General features: G+C 67.4%; 18 protein-coding genes. 17 read left to right on the top strand and 1 reads right to left on the bottom strand.

Going from position 1 to position 16,091, the window contains the following annotated elements; genetic code table 11:
• The first annotated feature begins 264 nt into the window (after window positions 1-264).
• The 13 genes from AC1D75_RS03015 to AC1D75_RS02955 are packed head-to-tail and all read left to right on the top strand — an operon-like array spanning window position 265 to window position 12,318.
• Window positions 265-1,485 (top strand): ABC transporter substrate-binding protein, encoded by a 1,221-nt coding sequence (locus AC1D75_RS03015; protein ID WP_495513834.1) that lies wholly within the window; start codon window positions 265-267, stop codon window positions 1,483-1,485.
• Window positions 1,482-2,501, top strand: a complete 1,020-nt coding sequence (locus AC1D75_RS03010; RefSeq protein WP_495513833.1) for a branched-chain amino acid ABC transporter permease — start codon at window positions 1,482-1,484, stop codon at window positions 2,499-2,501. Before AC1D75_RS03015 ends, AC1D75_RS03010 begins: the two co-directional genes overlap by 4 nt.
• Complete coding sequence (locus AC1D75_RS03005) at window positions 2,498-3,544, top strand: branched-chain amino acid ABC transporter permease (RefSeq protein WP_495513832.1); 1,047 nt, start codon at window positions 2,498-2,500, stop codon at window positions 3,542-3,544. The genes AC1D75_RS03010 and AC1D75_RS03005 overlap by 4 nt, the downstream gene beginning before the upstream one ends.
• Entirely contained in the window at window positions 3,541-4,272 is a 732-nt protein-coding gene (locus AC1D75_RS03000; protein WP_482136589.1) for an ABC transporter ATP-binding protein, read from the top strand. The genes AC1D75_RS03005 and AC1D75_RS03000 overlap by 4 nt, the downstream gene beginning before the upstream one ends.
• The gene (locus AC1D75_RS02995; RefSeq protein ID WP_482136590.1) at window positions 4,265-4,966 is read left to right on the top strand and encodes an ABC transporter ATP-binding protein; all 702 of its coding nucleotides are present in this window, start codon (window positions 4,265-4,267) and stop codon (window positions 4,964-4,966) included. Before AC1D75_RS03000 ends, AC1D75_RS02995 begins: the two co-directional genes overlap by 8 nt.
• A 59-nt stretch (window positions 4,967-5,025) precedes the next feature.
• Complete coding sequence (locus tag AC1D75_RS02990; protein ID WP_495515960.1) at window positions 5,026-6,333, top strand: MmgE/PrpD family protein; 1,308 nt, start codon at window positions 5,026-5,028, stop codon at window positions 6,331-6,333.
• A gap of 15 nt (window positions 6,334-6,348) precedes the next feature.
• Window positions 6,349-6,987, top strand: a complete 639-nt coding sequence (locus AC1D75_RS02985; RefSeq protein WP_495513831.1) for an aspartate/glutamate racemase family protein — start codon at window positions 6,349-6,351, stop codon at window positions 6,985-6,987.
• Window positions 6,984-8,345: an FAD-dependent oxidoreductase gene (locus AC1D75_RS02980; protein ID WP_495513830.1), complete on the top strand. Its 1,362-nt coding sequence runs from the start codon at window positions 6,984-6,986 to the stop codon at window positions 8,343-8,345. The genes AC1D75_RS02985 and AC1D75_RS02980 overlap by 4 nt, the downstream gene beginning before the upstream one ends.
• Window positions 8,338-8,850, top strand: a complete 513-nt coding sequence (locus AC1D75_RS02975; protein WP_495513829.1) for a hypothetical protein — start codon at window positions 8,338-8,340, stop codon at window positions 8,848-8,850. Before AC1D75_RS02980 ends, AC1D75_RS02975 begins: the two co-directional genes overlap by 8 nt.
• A 28-nt stretch (window positions 8,851-8,878) precedes the next feature.
• A complete protein-coding gene (locus AC1D75_RS02970) occupies window positions 8,879-9,235 on the top strand; it encodes an EthD domain-containing protein (protein ID WP_482136595.1) in 357 nt (118 codons plus the stop codon).
• A complete protein-coding gene (locus AC1D75_RS02965) occupies window positions 9,232-9,981 on the top strand; it encodes a hypothetical protein (RefSeq protein ID WP_495513828.1) in 750 nt (249 codons plus the stop codon). The genes AC1D75_RS02970 and AC1D75_RS02965 overlap by 4 nt, the downstream gene beginning before the upstream one ends.
• Window positions 9,978-10,940 (top strand): LLM class flavin-dependent oxidoreductase, encoded by a 963-nt coding sequence (locus AC1D75_RS02960; RefSeq protein WP_495513827.1) that lies wholly within the window; start codon window positions 9,978-9,980, stop codon window positions 10,938-10,940. The genes AC1D75_RS02965 and AC1D75_RS02960 overlap by 4 nt, the downstream gene beginning before the upstream one ends.
• A gap of 4 nt (window positions 10,941-10,944) precedes the next feature.
• On the top strand, window positions 10,945-12,318 hold the full coding sequence (locus AC1D75_RS02955) for an MmgE/PrpD family protein (protein ID WP_495513826.1): 1,374 nt from the start codon (window positions 10,945-10,947) through the stop codon (window positions 12,316-12,318).
• A 13-nt stretch (window positions 12,319-12,331) separates the two neighbouring features.
• On the opposite strand, the gene AC1D75_RS02950 is transcribed toward AC1D75_RS02955, so the two are convergent.
• Complete coding sequence (locus AC1D75_RS02950; protein WP_495513825.1) at window positions 12,332-13,102, bottom strand: IclR family transcriptional regulator; 771 nt, start codon at window positions 13,100-13,102, stop codon at window positions 12,332-12,334.
• A 149-nt stretch (window positions 13,103-13,251) separates the two neighbouring features.
• On the opposite strand from AC1D75_RS02950, the gene AC1D75_RS02945 reads away from it, so the two are divergent.
• The 4 genes from AC1D75_RS02945 (at window position 13,252) to AC1D75_RS02930 (ending at window position 16,015) form a co-directional block, all read left to right on the top strand.
• Window positions 13,252-13,611, top strand: coding sequence for a Dabb family protein (locus tag AC1D75_RS02945; protein ID WP_495513824.1), 360 nt, complete (start codon window positions 13,252-13,254; stop codon window positions 13,609-13,611).
• Window positions 13,611-14,279: an isochorismatase family protein gene (locus AC1D75_RS02940; RefSeq protein WP_495513823.1), complete on the top strand. Its 669-nt coding sequence runs from the start codon at window positions 13,611-13,613 to the stop codon at window positions 14,277-14,279. Before AC1D75_RS02945 ends, AC1D75_RS02940 begins: the two co-directional genes overlap by 1 nt.
• A 354-nt stretch (window positions 14,280-14,633) precedes the next feature.
• The gene (locus AC1D75_RS02935) at window positions 14,634-15,704 is read left to right on the top strand and encodes a class I SAM-dependent methyltransferase (RefSeq protein WP_495513822.1); all 1,071 of its coding nucleotides are present in this window, start codon (window positions 14,634-14,636) and stop codon (window positions 15,702-15,704) included.
• Window positions 15,701-16,015: a hypothetical protein gene (locus tag AC1D75_RS02930; protein WP_495513821.1), complete on the top strand. Its 315-nt coding sequence runs from the start codon at window positions 15,701-15,703 to the stop codon at window positions 16,013-16,015. The genes AC1D75_RS02935 and AC1D75_RS02930 overlap by 4 nt, the downstream gene beginning before the upstream one ends.
• Window positions 16,016-16,091: the final 76 nt, after the last annotated feature.

The raw sequence follows: 16,091 nt of genomic DNA, 5'->3' as shown, positions 1-16,091 counted from the left end.
CGGACTGTTTCTTCTATCGGAACGCTCGATTGCGGGTTCCGCCGATCTCATGTGTCGCACCCGATCTGCCGAGTTTCATGGAAATGTAGCTTTACCGCACCCTTTTCCACTGATTAAGAGTAACGCACGGCACATTTGAGGTGAGTGGCGTCACATGCTAGGTTGAGATTCATCGCGCATTACGTTCCGTCTAGCGGAACACTTGTCGGGTGTGTTGGATTCGGAGTCCGAGTAGGAATGGACGCCACGTCAGGAGCGGACGGAATGAGAAGAAGAAGGCTGGTGGCGGCACTCGCCGCCGCACTCGGTGCGGTACTGATAGCAGGCTGCGCCAGCGGGGTGGCCGACGACGACGAGATCGCGATCGGGACCCTGCACCCGCTCACCGGGGTCAACGCCGGCGACGGAGCTCAGCTGGAGAACGGCGCGAAGCTCGCGGTCGAGACCGTCAATGCCGCGGGCGGCATCAAATCGCTGGGTGGCAAGAGGCTCGTGATCGCCCCCGGCGACACCAAGGGGTCGGCCAAGACGGGGCAGAGCGAAGCGCAGCGCCTCGTCAGCAACGGCGTCGTCGCGATGATCGGCAGCTACCAGAGCGGGGTATGCGCCAACGTCGCTGTTGTCGCCGAGCGCAACGAGGTGCCTTATCTGATGGACATCTGCGGCGACAACTCGATCCTCGAGAACGGGTACGAGTACACCTTCCGCATGCAGCCGCCGAACTCGCGGTTCGGCGCGAGCACCGCCGACTACGTCAAGGAGGTGACCGATCAGGCCGGCACCGAGGTCACAACGGTCGCCTACCTGCACGAGAACACTGCCTTCGGCAACGGCGTGTCGGCGGCGTTCAAGGAGCGTGCTGCCGAGATCGGTCTGCCGATGGGCCCGGAGATCTCCTACGCCGCGGCGAGCGTCTCTGATCTCACCACCCAGATCGCACGGGTCAAGGCCAGCGGCGCCAACATCCTCGTCGTCTCCGGTTACTACCGCGACGGCGTGCTGGCAGCCAAGGCGGTCGCCACCGTGAAACCGCAGCTCGACGCGGTGATCGGCGCGGCAAACGGCGCGTTCGACCAGCCGCAGTTCCCGAAGGACGCCGGCGCCGCAGGCGATGGCTACTTCGATGTGAACTACCACATCAACGACAAGAGCAAGAAAGGTCAGGACTTCGTGCAAGCGTATGAAGAGCAGTTCCACGACACGCCTCGTACCGGAGCGGCTCTGGCCTACGACTCGGTGATGGTGATCGCCGCAGCGCTGGAGAAGGCCGGCTCCGACGACCCGAAGGCCGTGCGCGATGCTCTCGGCCAGACCGACGTGACCCCGGTGGTCTTGTCGGACGGCCCGGTGCGATTCGACGAGACCGGTGAGAACCTGTCGACCCTCCCCGTCCTCACGCAGGTCCTCGACGGAGCTCCATCCGTCGTGTACCCGCCGCAGTATGCGGTCAAGCCGATCGTGTTCCCGGCAGGACCGGGTCGATGAGCGCGCCGCATACGAGTGCGGAGGTGAGCTCGGACGAGGGCACCTTGAGCATCGGGGCCCGGGCGATCGCCGGCGTCAGGTCGTCGATTCCGTTGGCCGTGATGCTGGTGGTCCTCGTCGTCCTCTTCTGCGGGGCGCTCATCCGCTCCGGCAGTATGGCCGTCACCTGGCAGGCGGTACTCACAGGCATCATCACCGGCGGCGTCTACAGCCTGCTGGCCATGGGTCTGACGATGATCTTCGGTGTCCTCGACATCGTCAATTTCGCCCACGGCGCGTTCTTGACGGTCGGACTGTTTGTCACCTACCAGTTCGTCGAGTCGACCGGGATGAACCCGTACATCGCGCTGCCGCTCGCCATCGTGGCACTGTTCATCTTCGGCGTGGGAGTGCAGAGCCTCCTACTGCACCGCACCATGGGGGCGCTGGAGAGCCAGCTGCTGATCACCATCGGTCTGTCGTTGCTCATTGCCAACGTGCTGCTGATGATCTTCCGCGGCGATCCGCTGTCGGTGAGCCTGTCGTCCGATCCGGGCGTGAACATCTTCGGTGCGGTGGTCACCCGCTCACACATCATCGCGTTCGTCGGTGCGTTGGTTCTCGCCGGTCTGGTGTACCTGCTGCTCAACCGCACCTCGTACGGTCGCGCGATCCGCGCAGTCGCCGCCAGCCCGCAGGGCGCCGGCCTCGTCGGTATCAACGTCCGTTCGGTCTACGCGGTCACCTTCGGTCTGGGCGCGGCGTGCGCCGGTGCGGCGGGCATGCTCATCGCACCGTTCACCACGATCTCCCCGACCGCGGGCGAGCAGTTCAACATCCTGGCCTTCGTCGTGGTCGTCATGGGCGGCCTCGGCAACGTGATGGGCGCCCTCATCGGCGGTCTGATCGTGGGCCTCGTCGAGCAGCTCGGCGGTGTCGCGATCGTCGGTCAGAGCCCCCTGCTCGGCGTCTTCATCTTGTTCCTGCTGATCCTGTTGATCCGTCCGCAGGGCCTGTTCGGAGGTTCGAGCAAATGACCACCGCGCTCACCCGCATGCTGCCGAAGTCGCCGGTCGGCGCGAACGGCTCGCGTAACTGGACCCGCCCGCTGGTGTTCCTGGCGATCGTCGTGGTCGTCTCGGCGTTCACCCCGCTGGTCCTACCTGATGCCCGTCAGGCCGTGGCCATCAACATCCTCGTCATCGCGATGATGGCGACCGGCTGGAACCTGATGAGCGGCTACGGCGGCATGTTCAGCTTCGGCCACGCAGCGTTCTTCGGAATCGGCGCGTACACCGACGCCTATCTGATCGTCCACTTCGGCATCTCGCCGTGGATCTCGCTGTTCATCGGCGCCGCATTCGCGGCGCTGGTCGCGATGATCATCGGCTATGTTGCGTTCCGCTACAAGTTGCGCGCTGCGTACTTCGCCTTGGCGACGTTCGCGTTCGCCGAGATGCTCCGCCTGCTGGCCACCAACACCGACTTTCTCAACGGCACCGCGGGACTGCACGTCCCGCTACTCACGGACGACTCGTGGTGGATGCTGCAGTTCGACGCGAATGCGCCGCAGTACTTCTACATCGGCCTGGCCCTGCTGGTCATCTGCGTGCTGATCACGATGTGGTACCTGCGCTCGCGGCCGGGTATCTACACCGTCGCCATCCGCGACAACGAGGAGGCCGCCGACTCGCTGGGCGTCGACGTGATGCGCGTCAAGCTGACGACGATGGCGCTCTCGGCCGCGATCACCGCGGTCGCCGGAGTGTTCTACACCCAGTACTACATCTTCGTCGACCCGGATATCGCGTTCGGCAGCGAGCAATCGGTGCAGGCCATCACCCCGGCCGTCATCGGCGGCATCGCGACCATCGCCGGCCCGATCGTCGGGGCCCTGATCATCGGTCCGCTCAACGAGCTGACCGCCGAGTTGGGCCGCACCCCGCCGGGGTTCCTGGACTTCCTCGCCGGCCGCAGCGGCCTGGATGTGGTCGTCTACTCGATCCTGCTCATCCTCATCGTTCTGGTGCTGCCCAAGGGAATAGTCGGGACGATCAAGAACTGGTGGAGACAACGATGACCAACGTTCTCGAAGTACGGGGCATGAGCAAGTCGTTCAAGGGCGTGCACGCGCTGGCCGATGTCGAGCTCGATGTCCCCGAGGGCTCGATCGTCGGCGTGATCGGCCCGAACGGTGCAGGCAAGACAACTTTCTTCAACTGCATCACCGGCACCATCACCCCCGACACCGGCTCGGTCCGGATCTTCGGCAAGGACGCGACGGGGCTCTCGCCGCACCGCATCGCCCACGCCGGCGTCGGCCGCACCTTCCAGCTGATGCGCCCGTTCGGGACGATGACGGCACGGGAGAACGTGATCACCGCGGCGCTGACCAAAGGCGGCTCGCACAGTGTCGCGCAGAAGCGCGCCGACAAGGTCATCGAGGCGACCGGCATGGCCGAATGGGCCGACATGGTGTCCGACTCACTGCACACCGCCGCGCTCAAGCGACTGGAGCTGGCGCGCGTGCTGGCCCGCTCGCCCAAACTGCTGCTGCTCGACGAGGTTCTCGCCGGCCTGGTCCCGTCCGAGCGGACGCCGGTCGTCGAACTCCTCGCCGAACTTCGGGAACGCGAGGGCCTGAGCATGGTCTTCATCGAGCACATCATGGCCGCCGTCATGCGGCTGTCCGACTCGGTCGTGGTCTTCGACCGTGGCCGGGTGATCGCCTCCGGCAATCCCGAGGCGGTCGTTGCCGACCCGACTGTCCAAGAGGCCTACTTGGGAACGGAAATCGCTGATGCTTGAGATCGACAACATCACTGCCGGATACGGCAAGCTACAGATCCTGCACGATCTGAGCATCCACGTCGACGCGGGCGAGCTCGTCTCGGTGGTCGGCGCCAACGGCGCAGGCAAGACCACCATGCTCCGCGCCATCAGCGGACTCATCGAGACCCGCACCGGCGAGATCCGGTACGACGGCGCGAAGATCTCCGGGCTCAAGCCGCATCAGGTCGTGCGGCACCGGGTGATCCAGGTGTCCGAGGACCGCGACCTGTTCGGTCCGATGACGGTGGAGCAGAACCTGGTGCTGGGCGCGTGGACTCGCGACAAGAGCGCGGTCGACGAGGAGATGGGAAAGGTCTTCGAGCTGTTCCCGATCCTCAAGGAACGGCGCAAGCAGACCGCGCAGACCATGTCCGGCGGTCAGCAGCAGATGGTGGCGATCGGCCGCGCCCTGATGTCGCAGCCGAAGCTGCTGATGCTCGACGAGCCGTCGACCGGTCTGTCGCCCAAGCTCACCTGGGACGTTCTCAACGCCGCCGCGGCGATCCGGGAGACCGGCATCGGCGTGCTGCTCGTCGAGCAGAACGCGGCGCAGGCGCTCGCCATCTCCGACCGGGCGTATGTCCTGGAGAGCGGCAGCGTCGTCCTCGAGGGACCCGGTAAGGAATTGGCGGGCGACGAGCGAGTGCGGAAGGCCTACCTGGGGCTATGACCGAGCAGACGACGTCACTCGACGCCGACCAGCAGGCGGCGCTCGCTGCGGCGACGAGCCTGGGGACGTGGGCCGCAGACCTGACCTGGGGGTCGGTGCCAGCACCGGTGCGCGACCGGCTGCGGCTGGTGCTGTTGGACACTCTCGGCGTCACCATGCTCGGGGCGCGGCTGCCGGAGCGCGCCGGGCTGGTCGACGCGTGGACGCCGGGCGCCGGCGACGCCCCGCTGATCGGCGCGGGCGTGTCGACGTCGCCGGAGATCGCCGCGTGGGTCAATGCGACCGCGTTGGTGAGTCTGGAAATGGACGAGGGCAACAAGTTCGCCGGCGGACACCCTGCCGCGCATGGCTTTCCCGCGGTCCTTGCGCTCGCCGCGCAGCTCGACGCCGACGGTCCGTCGACCGCGGCCGCGCTCCTGGTGGCGTACGAGGTGGGTGCGCGGTACGGCCGCGCGTCAACCGCAGTTCCGGGACTGCACCCGCACGGCAACTGGGGCTTGACCGGGCCGGCCGCCGGCTGCGCCAAGCTCCTCGGGCTCGACGCCGCGGGCATCACCGCGGCCGTCGACGCGGCGAGCGGCATGCCGATCGCCGGACCGTTCTCAGCGGCACTCGACGGCAACCCGGTCCGCAACGAGTGGATGGGCGCGTGCAATATGTCCGGCCTCGCCGCGGCCCGGCTGGCCAAGGCCGGGATGGCGAACCCGACCGGAATCGCCGCCCACGGTCTCGGCCGTCTGCTCGGCACGTTCGACCCGGCCGTTCTGCTCGAGGAGCTGGGGGAGCGCTGGGACATCGGCCTGGGCTACTTCAAACGGCACGCGTCCTGTGCGTTCACCCATCCGGCCGCCGACGCGACCCTGGCGCTGCGTGAGCGGCTCGGCGACGCGGGGGTCGACGAGATCACCGGCGTCCGGGTCTCGACCTACTCCGCTGCGGCGAAGCTGCACCGCACCCGCTGGAACAACCGGCTCGCCGCGATGTTCTCCATCCCTTACGTGGTCGCGACCGCGCTCCTGCACGGCCGCGTGGCACCCGACGGTTTCGACTCATCGTCGACCCCGGAGTTCCTGGCCATGGCCGACCTCGTCGAGGTGGTCGCCGATCAGACGTTCGACGACCGGCTGCCCGACGATCGCGGCGCCGCCGTCGAGATCACCCTCGCCGACGGCCGCGTGCTGCGGGAGGAGACGGTCAATCCGATCGGTGACGCGGCCCGCGAACCGTTCGACCATGAGCGCACCGTCGCCCTGCTGCGCGATCTGCTCGGCGACGGCGACACCCTGGCCCGCGTCCTGGACGCTGCGGCGTCGCTGCCCGACGCGCGCGGCGTCCGTGCGGTGCTGCGCACCCTGACCAACCCCTGACCGGAGGAGTCCTACATGAAGATCTTCGCGACCACTCCGCTCCACGTCGGCGCCGACGAACTCGCGCGCCGTCAGCAGCGGTACGACACCATCGCGCCGGAAGGCGTCACGGTGACGCTGCACGACCTGCCCGACGGCGCGCCGACCAGCCTCGACTCGGCCGACGACATCGCGCGCTCGGACGAGTACGTGCACGCGGCGCTCGCCGGTGTGCCCGCCGAATTCGACGCCGTGATGCCCGACTGCGTCCTCGACCCGGCCGTCGCGCGCCTGCAGGACGAGCTCGACCGTCCGGTGATAGGCATCCTGCGCATGAACCTCGCCTACGCGGCGGCACTCGGCGCCCCGACCGGCGGCGTCGTCCGCAACGATGCGATCGCTGCCGAGATGCGGCGCGTCGCCGACGTGTACGGCTGGACGAAGTGGCTGACCGACGTGGAGGTCCTCGATCTGCCGTTCGACGCGGTCAGCGAGGGCCCCCAGTGGCAGGCACAGCTCGACGCCGCGGCCGTCTCGCTCGCTTCGCGTGGCGTGCGGTCGCTGCTCAACGGCTGCTCGGCCGTCGACGTCGACCCCGACCACCCGTCCGCAGTCCCGGTGGTCGACCCGGTGATCCGGGCCCTGGCACTCGTCGCAGCAGGAGGCAGGGCGTGACCGCCGAAGGACCCGACCTCGTCGTCGCCGGCGCAGGCGGCGGACTGATCGCCGCGCTGCGCGCCGCTCAGCTCGGCCTGGACGTCCTGCTGGTTGAGGCCAGCGAGCACTTCACCCGCGGCAACAACACCTCGATGTGCACCGCGATGATCCCGGGTGTGGACAGCCGGTTCCAGAGGGAGCTGGACATCGAGGACTCAGCGGACCTCTTCGCCGAGGACGTCGACCGCAAGACGAAGGGCACCGGCGATCAGCGTCTGGCGCGCACCCTGGCCGGGGTGAGCGGCGAGATGGTCGAATGGCTGGCCGACGAGGTCGGCCTGGAGATCTCGCTGATGACCGACATGCACTACCCGGGCCACTCGGTCGATCGCTGCCGCACCATCCCCGAACGGCACGGCAACGCGCTGATCGACCACCTGGCGCGGTCGGCCCGCAACCACGCGAACATCGACATCCTGGTGCCCGCGCGACTGACCGACGTCGAGCTCGACGACGACGGAAAGGTGTGCGCGGTCGTCGTCGCCAACCCGTCCGGCACCACCGAGCGCATCGAGACGCCCGCCGTGCTGCTGGCCACCAACGGCTTCGGCGCCGACCACACGATGGTCGAAGAGCACATGCCGGAGATCGCCTCGGCCATCTACCACGGCAGCGAGACCTCGCTCGGCGACGCGCTGCGCATCGGCACCGGACTCGGTGCGGCGTCGGCGTACCTCGACGCCTACCAGGGCCACGGTGCGCTCGCCGCCAAGTCTGCGACGCTGCTGGGCTGGGCGACGATCATGCACGGCGCGATCATGCTTGACACCACCGGTCGTCGCTTCGCAAAGGAGACGAGTGGTTACTCCGAGTTCGGTCCGTACCTGGCGCAGCGCCCGGGCGCGACGGGCTGGGTCGTCTTCGACCGCCGAGTCCACGACCTGTGCGAGCCGTTCACCGACTTCCGGCAGACCGTCGAGTCGGGCGCGGAAGTCTGGGCCGACGACGCCGCGGGCCTGGCCGAGGTCACCGGTCTGCCGGTGGAGGCCGTTGTCGCCGAGCTCGAAGAGTCGGCGCGCGCCGCGCGCGGTGAGATCGAGGACCGCTTCGGCCGTGAGTACGAGGCGCCCCTGCAGGCGCCGTACGCCGCTGTCCGCGTGGTGCCAGCGCTGTTTCATACGCAGGGCGGCCTCGTCGTCGACGAGAAGGCGCGCGTGGTCGACGCCGACGACAATCCGATCCCGGGTCTGTTCGCCTCCGGCGGCGCGGCGGCCGGGGTGTCCGGGCACGGTGCCGGCGGTTATCTGGCCGGCAACGGTCTGATGCCCGCGTTTGGCCTGGCGTACCTCGCGGCGACCGTGGTCGCCAATGGCTGATCTCACCGACGTCGAACGCGCCGCGCGGGAGTTCGTGCAGCGTGCGGCGGGTTTCGCGCAGGTGGTGACGTTCGGTCGCGCCGGAGAACCCGTCGGACGCACCACCAGCGCGTTCCTCGCCGATGACTGGACCGTCGAGATGGTCCAGCGCCGCGTGCACCGGCGCAACGCGCAGATCGAACGCGACCCGCGGGTGCTCGTCACCTGGGTCGGCTCGCCGTCGCCCGATTCGCAGAACGACTCGCCATGGACATTCGACCTCGGCTTGACTATTCCGCGCGTCGTGTTCGTCCGCGGCACCGCGCAGCTGCTCGATGCCGGCGAGACGTGGGACGTCTACCACCACCACACCGAACGGTTGCGCGCCGCGGGCCACGCGAAGGCGCCCCGGCGTGAGCGCGCCGAGATCGACGAGACCATGCGTGGGGTCCGGGTGACCCCGACCGGGATTCGCGTCGAGGGGTTCGGCGAGAGCGCAGAGGCCTTCGATCTCCCCATTCCATGACCGCAGTTGCAGTGAAGGGACCACACCGATGATCAAGGCACTTCTCGGTTACGACATCGTCGAGGGCGTCAGTGAAGAGGACTACGAGCGCTGGCTGTTCGACGTCCACGCACCGGATCTGCTGGCCAACCCGCACGTCGACCGCATCGTCTTCAACAAGATCCTGTATCCGGTGACGTCGGCGTCGGGCGGCACCGCGCAGATCCCGCCGAGCCAGAGTTTCTACCGGATCGCCGAGATGCACTTCGCCGACCACGACGCTTACCAGGCGTACCGGGCGTGGTTCGACGAGAACCCTTTGGCTGCCGAGCGCGGTCCGGCCGGACGCACCGACTTCAGGTTTTATCTGATCGGCGAGAGCACCGTGGTGGAGCGCGACCAGTGACAACCTTCGATGCGTCGAAGGTCGTGCTCGACGTCCCGGCGCCTGAAGTGACTGATCGCCTCGCGAATCTCGCGATGACCGTCTACTCGGCGGCCACCGTCTCCGGCGACACGGCCGAGGCGTTGGCCCGGTCGCTGCGGGCCGATGCGTTGGGCGAGCCGACCGCGGCAGAGTCGTCCTGGGCCGACCTCATCGCCGCCTCGACCGGGTTCCCGCTGCTCGGGACCGGGCGCGTGGCGCCGACGTATCCGGCGCTGATGTGGGACGGCGCACGTCTGGCGGCTGTGGCGCCCGACCGACGGTGGGCCCCGCTGCTCGCCGCGCTGGCCGCGGCACCGGCCGGTACCGGACTCGAGTGTGTCGGGCGGGCGGTGGTCGCCGGTCTCTGCGTGCTCGACGAGACCGACGACCTGCTGGGAACCGCACCGCTCGCATATCTGACGTCCGCGACGCTCGCCGCGGCGGCCGCCGCATCCCTCGTGGGGCCTGCGGAGGGAGCCGACCTGGCGTCGGTACTCGATCTCGCGGCGAGTCTGCAGGTGTTCACCCCGGGCGCCCGTCATGTCGGCTGGGCTGCGGGGCACGCGGCTGCCTCGGGGTGGCTGGCCGCGACGCTGCCCGCCGACGCGATCACTCCCATGCCGGGCAGCGTGGTGCACACGCTGTCTGCGGCGGCTGGTCGCCCGGTGGCGGCAGGCAACGACGCACCTCGCACCGTCGACGACTTGCTGGGACATCTGTCATGAGCGGACCACAGATCCTGCTCAATCTTGCGCGTCCGCGCGGCGTGCAGGACCCGCTGGTCGCGGCACAGCGTGCGGTGCGCGACGGCGCGGACGGCGTCGGGTTCGCCGACAGCCCGCGACTGTTCCCGGACCCGTTCCTGAGTGCGGCGAGCCTGCTCGGCTCCACCGATGCGGCCCTGTCGGGGCCGTGCGTCATGGGCTTGGGGCTGCACCATCCGAGCGTCGTCGCGCAGTCGTGCGCAACACTCGCCGACCAGTTTCCGGGCCGCGTGCTGACCGTCGTGGCCCGCGGCGAGAGTTCGCTGGCCAACGAAGGGCTCCCGGTACCGTCCCTGCGGGCGTACCGGGATCTGGCCGAGGAGTTCGTAGCCCGTCTCGACGACCTCGCGCCGCAGACCGGGCCGGTGCTGGGTGCTGGGTCGGGACCGCGCACCATCGAGGTGAACGCTCAGGTCGTGGGCGGTGTGCTGCTCGACGTGGGTGCTTCGGCGCCCGTCGTGGCACGTGCGGTTGCCACTGCACGTGCCGCCCGCCCGGACACCTCGTGCTGGCTGTTCCTGCGCGGCGTGGTGACCGCAGACGACGCGCAGGCGCGCGAGGCCGCTGCGCCGATACTCGGGTCGTGCGCGACTCGTCTGGTCAGTTCGCCTCAGTGGTTCGGCGTCGCCGACGACATGGTCGACCGGGTAGCGGCGGTCGCCGGGGCGCACGACTACCGCAGGCACGGGACTGTCGAGGCGTCTGCGGCGCAGGGCCAGGACCGGGAGGCGCAGGAGCTGGTCCGCGACCGTTTCCTGCTCACCGGCTCGGCCGACGAGATCGCAGCGCGCCTGCGTCCACTTGCCGATCTCGGCGTCGACGGTGTCGTGCTCGCCGGCGGCACCGCCGGCGTCGAAGACCGTCTGGCGGCCACCGTCTCGGCGGTGCGCGCGGGCCTGGCCCACAGTGGGAGGAGATGAAGAGATGACCGACTTGGTGCTCGATCTGGCTGCACTGGGCCGTTTTGTCGCCGACACCGATCGCTGCGATATCCCCGAGGAGACCTGGACGTTCGGGCGTCTGCTCCTGCTCGACTCGCTCGGCGCGTTGATCGGCGGCCTTCGATACCCAGCAGTTCAGCGGCTGGGCCAGACCCTGCAGATCGCCGACGAGGAGGCCGGCGGCGTGCCGTTCGCCTGGACGACGACGCTCGGCTCGGCGGCCACCTGGCTCGACGCCGACTCCGGCGGCTCGTTTCACCCGGCGGGCGCCCGGCTCCCACCTGTGCCGACTGCCCATCCCGCGCCTCACGTGCTGCCTGCGTTGCTGCACGCGCTCGCAAGCAAAGACGTCGACGACGATCCGGCAATCGCAGCCTTCGTCGTCGGGTGTGAGGTGGGTCTGCGGTTCGGCGTCGGAACGTCGTTGCGTCCGGGTCTGCACCCGCACGGCATCCACGGTCCGATTGCCGCCGCCGTCGCCATGAGTGCGCTCGCGGGCGCTGACGCAGAGCAGTCGACGCGAGCGATCGAACTGGGCGGTTCGCTGCCGCTGGCCGCCACGCTCGCCGTCCCTGTGCACGGCGGGACCGTGCGCAACCTGTGGACCGGCCTCGGCTCGTATTACGGTGCGCTCGCTGCCGCGTCCGCTGCGTCGGGGACCGTCGACGAGGGTCTGCTCCAGGCGCTCTACGACGGGGTCGTCACGACAGACACCGACGTCGACGAGATCACCGGGCAGCTGGGGGAGCGGTGGCGGGTACGCGACAGCTACCTGAAGCCGTACGCGTGCGCCCGTTGGGTCCACCCGACTCTCGACGCCCTGCAGATAGCGCTGGCCGCCGCGGGCGGTCCGGCGCCCTCGGACATCGTCGCGATCGACATCGAGACGTTCGCATTCGCGGCGTCCCTCGACAGCGACGGTGCCGAGTCGGATCTTCACGCCCGCTTCTCGATTCCGCGCTGCGTCGCCTCGGTGGTGCTCGACGGGCGCTTGGATGCCGACGGATTCCTACCCGGGCAGTTCGACCGGCCCGACATCGGCATGTTGGTCAATCGTGTGCGCCTACGCGAGGTTCCCGCATTCAGCGCCGAGCTGCCGACCAACCGCCCATCGCGAGTCACCGTCCGGACCGTGTCCGGGAACTTCACCGCCAAGGTCCGCAACGCACGTGGCAACCCCGGGTCGGCGCTGACCGTCGACGAGGTGGTCGAGAAGTTCCGCGGCAACGTCGGACAGTTCCTGCCCGTTGACGTCCTCGATCCGGTGATCGACACACTGACCGGCCCCGACACGCGCGGCTCCGCCACGACGACGCTGCGCGACCTCGCCGTCGCGGTCCGCTCGGCCGTCGTCTGACGGCGGTCTCGGATCAGGTACCGGTGAGCACCGCGGAGATCTCTTGTCCGGCTTCCCGGATCAACGTGATGATCCTCGTCCGGCGTTGGGCATCGGTACGGAAGATGGGTGCCGCCGTCCCGATCGACGCGACGACTTTGCCGTGCGAGGTGATGGCCGCCGCGGTACCCCAGATCCCGTCGTCGACCTCTTCGTAGCTTTCGGTCCAACCCTCCGCGCGGACAGCGTCGAGTGACTCGTGGCCAAGGAGGCTGGCCGACGCCGGATCCAGGGTCGGCAAGACCTTGGAGAGGTGTTCGTCGCGTTCACGAGGGGTCATGGATGCCAACAAGACTCGGGCCATAGATCCGCGATGCAGCGACATCGCCTGTCCCCGGTCGAACTGAAGTCGAACGGGGCGACGGGATTCGACGCGATCCACGCAGTAGACGGCGTCGCCGCTGCGGCGCGCGATCAACACGGTCTCGTCGACCTCGTCGCGGATACGGGTGATGTACGGAAGAGCGATGTCCATCAACGGTGGACGCGCGGCTTCGCAGGCCGCAGCGAGCCCGATCACCATGTCGGTGACGCGATATGCGCTGTCGGGTGCGCCTTCGAGTAATCCGACTTCACGCAACAATGCGACGTATCGATAAGTTGATGTCGCGGAGAGTTCGAGTTCGCTGGATAGTTCGGCGACTGTCCAAGTCGGGCGCTGCGCAGTGAAACACAACAACGTGTTGAGCAGTTTTCGACTGCTCCCGGCACCTGAGACGCGGTGCTCTGTCGAACCGTTGACCATCTGGCGTCATTCTCCTCAAGGATCGGGGGCTCGTACGAAACCCCCCACATCGGTTCTCAGTTCCCACATTATGCAGACGCCGAAGCCACCGAGTGAGGTGAAGCCAGCAATTTAACATTTCTACAATATGGTGGGGCTACAGTCGTATTTTGGCAATCAGTCCGCCGAGGTTCGGCGCAGAAGAAAGTGGGACCGGCATGTTCGTGCACCAGGGCACCCTGACACTACGTAGTGATGTCACCGCCGCGCAGATCGACGACATCATCAGCGGACTGCTCGACCTCCCGAACTCGATTCCCGAAGTTGCCGTCGCCCAGGTCGCGCGGGATGCGGGTCTTGCGCAGGGCAACGCGCACTTGACCTTTCGAATGAGCTTCGTCGATGCCGCGGCGTGGCAGGCCTACCGGGTCCATCCAGCGCATGTCTCGGTGATCAAAGACTTCATCGCCCCGGTGCTGGAGTCCAAGGCCTTTGTCCAGTACGACGAAGCGGCCATGGCCACCTCGTGATGGACACTTCCTCAGAGGAACGCGACGGGGGCAACACCGGCGCCGACGGTGAAACGAGCAGTTCCAGCGCGGGTTTCGGGGGGAGCCTGCAACTCGGAAACCGTCCGGCGCTGATCATCATCGATCCGGCTCAGGCGTACACCGAACCGTCGTCACCCCTGTATGCCGGTGTCGACGCCGCGGTGGATGCGATGATCGCGTTGCGTGAGCGGGCGGCAAGCGCCGGCATTCCGATCGTGTTCACGCGCGTCCACTACGCCGATGACACGGGGGCCCTTGGCGGTCGCTTCTACCAGAAGGTGCCGTCGCTGCGGTGCTTCGTTGAGGGTAATCCGCTGGGTGACTTCATCTCCGGCCTCGAGCCGCGCGACGGTGAGGTCGTGGTGACCAAGCACTATCCCAGCGCGTTCTTCGGGACAGACCTCGCCGCGGCCCTGCATGTCCGTGGAATCGACACCCTGCTGATCACGGGACTGTCGACGAGCGGTTGCGTTCGGGCGAGCACCATCGACGCCATGCAGCATGGATTCATCCCCGTGGTCGTCCGGGAGGCGGTCGGTGACCCGAACCCCGATGCCCACCGATCCAATCTGCGGGACATCGCCACCAAGTGCGGTGAGGTTCGATCGCTCGACGAGATCTACCGGTATTTGGACGATTTGGCCTGACGCCCCCGTCGGAAGTTTCCATATCGTGGGAATAGGCGGCGAATTCCAGCGCCGCAGACTTGATTTACGTAAAGGTTACAGAAGGCATGATGCGGATCGTTCGCCCCTGATCATGGGCGTTTCGCAGGCCGGAACGTTACTAAAAGACCGGGTCAGGGCCGTCGTCCGCACGATTTGGGCAGGATCCGAGCCCGCTCCGCCACCGCTTGTTCACACGTACGAAACATACGGTTAGTCATTTCCGTATGGTGGGTGCTGATCGACTTTTTGGGTATTGACGTTGTTAATCCAGCCACATAATCTCCTCGGTATCCACTATGTGGCGGAAGCGTTTCCGCATTGCGATAGGAACTTATGAACGTCGAGTTGGGCCAACAGGCACGAGCCAGCCTCCAGTTCCTCGGCGCTGTCCAGGAGTTCGCCGGTGGAACCCTGCAGAAGCGGGCGGCGCAGGAGTACGAGCGGGCCGTTCCGAATCCTCCGACCGAGCTCGACGATCAGCGCGAATCTGTGTATGCCGCACTTGAGAATTCGTCTGCCTGGGCCTTCGACAGGTTGCTGACCCGGTGGGTCGCCGAAGAGATCTACGTGCGCGCACTCCCGGCCATCGAGACGATCCGGCCCCAGACCGAGCAGTTCCTCGACGTGACGAGTCCGAGCGGATCCCTGACGCTCGACGCCGATCTGGTGCCGCCGGCCTACTGGGCGCACGGCTTCCACCTCACTCCAGGCGGGTGGGACGGACACGATCTGATGGGGCCCGCGATCTCCGAGCTCGCCTTTGCCTACGTGCTCAGTCCCGGCGGGGTAGGGGCGGTACGTACCGGTGAGAACCTGAACGACCAGCGCACCATGGTCGCCGCCGAGGCCCCACGCGAGAGTTACCGTCACATCGTCGAATTGGGTGCCAGCGGTGGGCGATACACCTTCAAGCTGCGCAACGCCTACCCGTCCGCTGCGATCACGGCCATCGAATTGTCCGAGACCGCCTTGCGGTTCGCCTATGCGCAGGCGTCGGTGGTCGATGCCGGGATCAACTGGGTACAGGCTGCCGCCGAGAACACCGGGCTGCCGGATGGCTGCGCCGATCTGGTCACCAGTTACACCCTCATGCACGAGGTCCCCGAAGAGGTGAACCGCCAGATCGTCGCCGAGGCCTTCCGCATTCTCGAAGCCGGTGGCGACCTGGTCATCAGTGAAATCGCGCCATACGAACACCATTCGGCGTTCCGGGCCGTGGTGCTCGACTGGGAGACCGAGAACAGAGGCGAACCGTACTGGCGTGAGGTGATGGCGATGGACCTCCCGGCCGCGCTCACCGAGGCCGGATTCGTCGACGTCGAAGCCTATGGCGTCGGTGGCGGGATCTATCCCTGGATCACCCGGGCACGAAAGCCCCTGACGACGAACGGAACCGCCAAATGAGCACCGTTGACACCCCAGCCGGCGAGCAGGCGGTCCGCCCCGACTATCTCGGTGACACCAAGACCGACGACCTGGCCCGGATGCTGTTGGAACTGACCTCTGAGGTCTGGGCCCTCCGCGACCGCAACGTCGTTCTCGAGCGACTCCTGACCGAACACGGCGTGCTGTCGGCAGGGGAGATCGATGCCTATCAGCCCGACGAACAGCTGGCCTCGGACCTGTTGGCACAGCGACGTTCTCTGGTTCGCCGGGTACTCGGTGCGGTGCTGCCCTCCGAAGAGCGCACCGCTGCCGCCCTGCGCGATCACTGACCCTTTCTCGGTTCTCCCATTCGTTCGGATCCGTCCAGGTAGGGCGGACCGTCGCCATCCTCATCACCCATCACAC

This window comes from Williamsia sp. Y712 (genome assembly GCF_059445525.1).
This window is presented reverse-complemented; position numbering and strand designations above follow the sequence as displayed.